The organism is uncultured Proteiniphilum sp., assembly GCF_937873925.1.
Classification (GTDB): Bacteria; Bacteroidota; Bacteroidia; order Bacteroidales; family Dysgonomonadaceae; genus Proteiniphilum.
Genome location: NZ_CALNAT010000199.1, coordinates 1 through 7,199 on the forward strand (window position 1 = coordinate 1; position 7,199 = coordinate 7,199).

The following is a 7,199-nucleotide window of genomic DNA, read 5'->3' on the forward strand; positions in this document are numbered from 1 at the left end:
ATTCCTGTTCCGACTTTTTGGAACCTCAGACAGACAATACGATGAGTGAAGACGCTGTGTTTGCTAATGCCGCCTATTTTTGCGGACCGCTGATGGACGCTTATGATGCGTTGACGGACAGTTATGATATTGCAATGGACAATATGACCGACAATTCAGTGTCCCGTAATCTTTCCGGTGATTACTATCTCTGCGCGACAGGTGCTCTAAGCCCTGATCGTAATCCATTAAATAATTGGGTGGATGGTTATAGACAGATCCGTCGTTTGAACCAATTCCTTTCAAAAATGGAGTTTAATCCTGAAGCTGCTATCCCCACGCCTGTGCGCTTCTACAAAATTGCTACCAGACAAGATAGTATTGACAATGTACGGGAATATTGGAGACTCTATGGGGAAACTTTTTTTCTGCGTGCCTATTATTATTCTGAATTATTGAGAAATTTCGGAGGAACAACCGCGAATAACGAGATACTTGGTATTCCTCTTGTAGGTGACCGTGTGTTGGAAGTGACCGATGATTTGAAAATTCCTCGTGCGTCATATGCCGATTGCGTTAAAGCCATTATCAATGACTGCGACACCGCGATAAAATATCTGCCGGTTGAATACAAAGGTACCGATCGCGTAATTGGTGCCAGTATGAATGGACGAGCCTCTGGCATCAGTGCACGGGCGTTAAAGGCTAGGGTATTGCTGTATGCAGCCAGCCCTGCTTTTAATCCGGTAAACGATGTCAAACTGTGGGAAGATGCTGCTATTGCTGCTGGTGAAGCCATCAGATCAGTAGAGGGAGGTTTTCAGAATCTTGTGAATGCACCTGTCTCCAGTGCTACGGAAGATATTGGTAATGCATATTATTTTAGTCAGTTACAAAATAAGGACTGGAATAGTAACGGACGAGATTTATTTTTCCGGGCCGCTGTATTGACCGGAAACAAACTATATGAAAACGAGAACTATCCTCCATCTATGTATGGCGCCGCACTTAACAATCCTTCTCAGAACTTTGTAGATGCTTTTCCAGATAAAAATGGTTATCCAATCACAGAAAGTTCAGTCTATGATGAAAATAAACCTTATGACAACAGAGATCCCAGATTGGCGCTGTATGTTGCTTTTAATGGTTCTAAAATGGGACCTGGCAATTATTATACTATAGAAAGCCATACAAGCGGGACTGATGCTTACAGTCCCTTGAGAAATACATCCCGCACTTCGTATTACCTGCGTAAGTTATTGCGTCCGAAAACTGTATCACTGATACCTGGAGCAACGGCGGCAGCCACCCAGCGGACACGCATTATCCTTGGCAAACCTGAGTTGTATCTCAACTTTGCGGAAGCAGCCAATGAAGCATGGGGAGTGACTGGAGATCCTCATCAATTTGGTTTCACAGCCAAAGCAGTACTCGAGAAACTACATCTGAAATATGGGGCTGGCAATCAATATTTAAATAATGTTATCGGAAACGATCAGAATAAGTTCCGGGATTATATACGCAACGAGAGGCGGTTGGATCTGAGTTTTGAAGAACATCGATATTATGATCTGCGTCGCTGGATACCCGACGGAAAACCTGATGCCCTCAATGTAGAGATATATGGCACGAAAATAACAAAAAATAATGACGGAACTTTCTCTTATGAACGTATTTTACTTGAAAAGAGAGATTTCAAGTCCCCTTGGCAACCAATCCCATACATGGAGTTATACAATGCCTCGCTGGTACAAAATGCGGGATGGGAATAAGTTTACGATTTGAATTACTTGAAAATTGAATAAATATAAACAGATGAGAAATATGAAAAATCTTTATTTTTCAGCCCTTTACGGTATTGCTGTCACTTTTGCCATTTTATTTCTGGTATCCTGCAGCTTTGAGGATGGAGAAGATATTTACCCATATACTTCGGCATTGTTCGTCTATCAGGACTATAACCGGAACATAGTAGTAGGGGAAGGTTTGCAAATTGAAGCAGGCATTACTTTTGCTGGTATGATCGACAATAAGAAAGACCGGATTGTGGAATATGTAGTAGACCCTTCGCTGGTAACCTCAAGCAATAAATCGGTATTGCCCCCTTCATATTACACTCTTGGACATGCTTCGCAAATTGTGATACCCAAAGGTAAATTAAAAGGTTACCTGCCTATTATCATTGACTCGACTGCCTTTCTGAAAGATCCTAAATCGCTGACAGGGGAATATATATTACCACTCCGAATCATTTCATCTCCCGATGTGGATTCAATTCCTGAAGCTACCAACCATATTCGTATCTCTGTCAGCTACTTTGCCAAACAGCATGGATATTACAACTACTCAGGGAGTGTTACCAAGCGGAAAAATGGTACAACAGATGACGTGGTGAATTACAAAAACATTTCTACTGAAACAAATAGTATTCGCTTTTTACAGACATACGGGCCTACCTCTTTCGCAGTGCGCTACGACCAAAAGAATAGTGCGGATCCGGCAAAAGATTTTATCTTTTTACTGCAAGTCCCGACGAACGGCAGTGGTGCCGTAACAATTTCGCCACATCCGGATTCGCCCGTTGCAGTACACTCTAATGGCGACTGTACCTACGATGCTGAAAACAGAACTTTTCATCTGTCATACAAGTATACTTTGCCCGATGGAACGGTATGTGAAGTATTGGAAGACCTCATTTTCCGGAACAGAATTCGTGATGTACAGGACAATGGATTATATATAAATGAATGGCGGTGGTGAAACTCAGAGATTTTTTACCTCAGCTACCCTTTAAAATTAGAAGGGTCAGGATAACAAATCCTGAATAAAGAAAGTGAAATTCGATATAGATTGTTGAAAGAAATTAAACAATTCAAAATAAATTATTAAAATGTATAGAAGAGTTACTCTAATTTTGTTAGGAATAGTACTGGGTATAAGTGCTCATCTTGAGGCCCGGTCTTATGAGCCTGTAAAAGGTAAAATTATGACAACCTGGGGAGAAAAGGTTACCCCTGAAAATGCATGGACCGAATACCCCCGCCCACAATTAAAAAGAGGTGAGTGGAAAAATCTAAACGGTATGTGGGACTATGCTATCGTTTCTAAAGAGGCGGCAAGACCTAAGGATTTCCAGGGGGAAATATTAGTTCCTTTTGCAGTTGAATCCGCCTTGTCCGGCGTAGGGAAAATTCTTCAGCCCGATCAGAAGATATGGTATAGAAAAACTTTTGAGTTACCCAAAGAGTGGAACGGACAAAATATTTTATTGCATTTTCAGGCTGTAGACTGGGAAACAACGGTATGGGTCAATGGAAAGCAAATTGGCATACACAAAGGAGGCTCCACTGCTTTTTCATATGATATTACAAAATACCTGGGAAAGGGTGTACAGGAAGTAGTTGTATCGGTCTGGGATCCTACAGATACGGATAGTCAGGCAAGAGGAAAACAGGTGCTCGACCCACGTGGAATCTGGTATACGCCTGTTAGTGGAATCTGGCAAACTGTTTGGCTTGAACCTGTGAATAAAATCCGTATAAATTCTTTATATCCTGTCTCGGATATTGATAAAAGCCAGGTTATATTAAATACTGACCTGATCGGGACAAAAGGGGGTGAGATGCTCTCTGTAAAAGTTTTTGACGGTGACCGGTTGGTGTTGAATAAGAATTATTCTGCTTCTGAGGAAATTGTACTAAATATTGCGGAACCGAAATTGTGGACACCAGAATCACCCGACCTTTACAGGTTAGAGGTGTCATTACAGAAAAATAACAAGATCTTTGATGTGGTGGATTCATATTTTGCCATGCGTAAGGTTTCAATTGTAAAAGATCAACAAGGATATCAAAGAATACAGCTTAACAATAAGACATTATTTCAATATGGAACACTGGATCAGGGCTGGTGGCCTGATGGATTACTGACTCCACCTTCTGCAGAAGCCATGCGTTATGATATGGAAGTACTAAAGGATATGGGCTTCAATATGTTGAGGAAACACATAAAAGTAGAGCCATGGCTTTATTATTATTATGCCGATTCTCTTGGAATACTTCTCTGGCAAGATATGGTCTCAGGTTTTGAAACAGCCAAAAGATCGGAGCAACATGTAAACTGGGATGCCCCGCACGATTGGAACCGACCTCATGAATCTGCCGTGCAGTTCGAGTACGAATTGAAAACAATGATCGACCAGTTGAAATTTTTTCCAAGTATTGTTACCTGGGTAATTTTCAATGAAGGATGGGGACAATACGATACAAAACGGGTTGTGGACTGGAGTATGCAATATGATAAAACACGAATAATTAACGGCGTTAGCGGCTGGACAGACAGAAAATGCGGTCATATGATCGACTCTCATCAATATCCGGGTCCCGGTATGGAACCTGCTGCCCAGAACCCCGGTCGTGTGGTTGTGCTGGGTGAATTCGGAGGATTAGGACTTCCTGTGGAAAATCATTTGTGGGATCCTTCCATGCGAAACTGGGGATACCGGACATATACAAATTCTCCGGATCTGATAAAAGAGTATACAAAATTAATGCATAATCTGTATCCATTAAGATATAATGGATTGTCAGCCGCCGTATATACTCAGACTACAGACGTGGAAGGTGAGGTAAACGGACTTTTAACTTACGACAGAAAAGTGATCAAAATAGATCCTGAGCTATTAAGAATATTGCATCATCCTTTGTACGGAACAGATACAAGAGACGTGAAGAAACTTATTGCTGATTCGGAAATTGATGCTCAACAGCTCTATATTTCTCATGTTCAACCCGAAGATAACTGGCAAACGAGCCGAAATGCAAATAAGTTTCAAAAAGTAAATGGTCCTGTAAGTGTGCTCAAAGAGAAACCGGTATACTCGCTAAGCCATTTTACTCTGAATGACCTCCCTGAAGGAATTTACCTTCATATTCTTGCCTATGGTGATGTAAAGGTTTATCTCAACGGTAGCCTGGTGGTAGATAAAAAGATAATAGGCAAAAGACACTATGAAGATATCAATATAAGTGAATTTATCTCGTTGTTGAGACAGGGAGAGAATACTCTTGCGGTAGAGTGTGGTCCTTTTGAACAAAATGCCGTATTTGATTATGGATTATTTGGCTATTAGCAGATAGCCTAGTATTATCTATTTAAGATAACTGGATTTTTAATTTGCAGATAGGCAACTTATATTGCTTATCTGCAAATTTAAAATTTTATAATTAATAGGTGTATAATCCCTTAAATAAAAGTACAATGAAGTCAATAAAATTTTTATCTCTGTTAATACCAGGCGTTCCTTTGACTTTTTCGTGTGAGGTGACCAAAGCGGAAAATGATATTCAAAAGAAACCCAATATTGTAGTAATCATGGCCGATGACCTGGCTACAAATGAGTTGAGTTGCTATGGCGGGAAGAATGTTAAAACTACAAATATTGACAGGCTTGCCAACGAGGGTATTTTGTTGGGAAATAATTATGCCTCTGCAACAATGAGTGTGCCCATACGTGCATCACTATATACCGGACTATATCCTGCCAGACATGGTTCTTTTCAGAATCATAAGACGTCGTATTCCAATATCAAAAGTGTGACGCACTATTTACCAGATATAGGATACAGAGTGGGCAGAACCGGTAAGCAACACACCACGCCTAAATCAGTTTATGACTTTGAAGAAATACCTGGTTTTGAGGTGAATTGTGTTTCCAGTACGGCAAATTATTCTACTGACGGGATTGAAGAGTTTATCGAACGTGATAATAAACCCTTTTGTCTTTTTGTATGCAGCATTCATCCTCATGCTCCATGGACATGGGGGAATCCTGAAGAAATAGATGCTGATAAAATTGTGTTACCACCCAATACTGTGGATAATGCAATAACCCGCAATTTATTCCGGAATTATCTTGCTGAAGTTAAAGCGTTGGATGAAGAGGTTGGTGCTGTTTTGCAGGTTCTTGAAAAAACCAATACACTTGATAATACACTTGTTATCTTTCTGGGAGAACAGGGACCACAATTCCCGTTTGGAAAGTGGACTTGTTATCGGTATGGTCAGAATAGTGCCTTTATAGCCCGCTATCCCCATAAGATAAAATCAAAAACTACCAGCGATGCACTCGTTCAATATGAGGATATTTTACCAACATTAATAGATTTTGGTGGAGGCGAAGCTGTTGATGATATTGACGGACGCAGCTTTCTGAAAGTATTGTATGGGGAACATGACGATCATCGGAACTGGACTTACGGTATTCACAATAATATTCCCGAAGGAACAGCATATCCAATCAGAAGTATTCAGGATAAAAGGTACAAATTAATTATAAATCTTACTCCGGATGTGGACTATTTTGAGAAACATCTGATGAATGTGAAAAATAAGCGTTCGGCATGGGCAAGCTGGCTTGAAAGTGCTAAAACAAGTGTGGTCGCAAAAGAATTAACGGAGCGATATATGAAACGTCCTGCCGTAGAATTTTATGATTTGAAAAATGATTCCTGGGAGATGAACAATCTTGCGGACAATAAAGAATATGCTAGCAGGATCTCTGTCATGAAGAGTGAACTTGAAAAATGGATGGCGCAACAGGGTGATAAGGGTGTAGCTATGGATATTGAATTTTAATTTGATCCTGTTGCAGATTTGATAAGTTAGAGGAAAAGTATTTTGTAATTTGTAACGATAATTGGTGAAAATGTTTACTAAAGTTAAGATCTGAATAGATTGTGGCATTTTTTGAGATCTTTCTGGCATTTATTTTATGAAATTTTCACTTCCTTCGTCCCTGTTCTATCCACTAACAATGATTAAATAAATATTTTAAAATATGTTCACTTAAACTTGTATTTACTATTGATAATCACATCAGTTCCCTTTTGTAAGCAGAGAAAATAAAGGAAAAGGTGTGAATTATCGTGCAACTTTGATATTTAATGAGATTCATAAAGAAATATTTCTATACTGGAATAAAACATTGATAATAATGAGAAAAAAAAGAGTATTATTCGGGCTTTTGATATTATTAATTAATTCTTCTTTTGTAATAAGCGCTCAACAGGACAAGGATACATTGAATCTTCCATTTAAAGATGTTCCTTTCGCCAATTTTAACGGTGCTTCTTTTACAATAAAAATGGATGATTATAAGAACTTGCCCGTAACCAATTTGACTAATCTGTTATCCGGACTTGTTCCTGGTTATTTTTCCT

The 7,199-nt window shown here is 39.5% G+C and carries 5 protein-coding genes; all 5 read left to right on the plus strand.

Features of this window, described 5'->3' with window-relative positions:
- Positions 1-1,751, plus strand: a 1,751-nt coding sequence (locus tag Q0502_RS13545) for a RagB/SusD family nutrient uptake outer membrane protein (RefSeq protein WP_298651628.1), incomplete at its 5' end; no start/stop codon positions are given.
- Positions 1,752-1,803: 52 nt separating this feature from the next.
- Complete coding sequence (locus Q0502_RS13550; protein ID WP_286860858.1) at positions 1,804-2,739, plus strand: DUF1735 domain-containing protein; 936 nt, start codon at positions 1,804-1,806, stop codon at positions 2,737-2,739.
- 226 nt (positions 2,740-2,965) lie between these two features.
- Positions 2,966-5,110 carry a sugar-binding domain-containing protein gene (locus Q0502_RS13555; protein ID WP_298651633.1) on the plus strand — a complete coding sequence of 715 codons (2,145 nt, stop codon included), beginning with the start codon at positions 2,966-2,968 and terminating at the stop codon, positions 5,108-5,110.
- 128 nt (positions 5,111-5,238) lie between these two features.
- Positions 5,239-6,615: a sulfatase gene (locus tag Q0502_RS13560; protein WP_286860852.1), complete on the plus strand. Its 1,377-nt coding sequence runs from the start codon at positions 5,239-5,241 to the stop codon at positions 6,613-6,615.
- A 358-nt stretch (positions 6,616-6,973) separates the two neighbouring features.
- Positions 6,974-7,199 (plus strand): hypothetical protein (locus Q0502_RS13565; protein WP_298651636.1); only part of this gene is annotated, 226 nt, incomplete at its 3' end.

Bases quoted from the DNA above. Each gene is read 5' to 3' on its own strand.
- Q0502_RS13550 (WP_286860858.1), top strand. From the start codon at position 1,804: ATGAAAAATCTTTATTTTTCAGCCCTTTACGGTATTGCTGTCACTTTT.
- Q0502_RS13555 (WP_298651633.1), top strand. From the start codon at position 2,966: ATGACAACCTGGGGAGAAAAGGTTACCCCTGAAAATGCATGGACCGAA.
- Q0502_RS13560 (WP_286860852.1), top strand. From the start codon at position 5,239: ATGAAGTCAATAAAATTTTTATCTCTGTTAATACCAGGCGTTCCTTTG.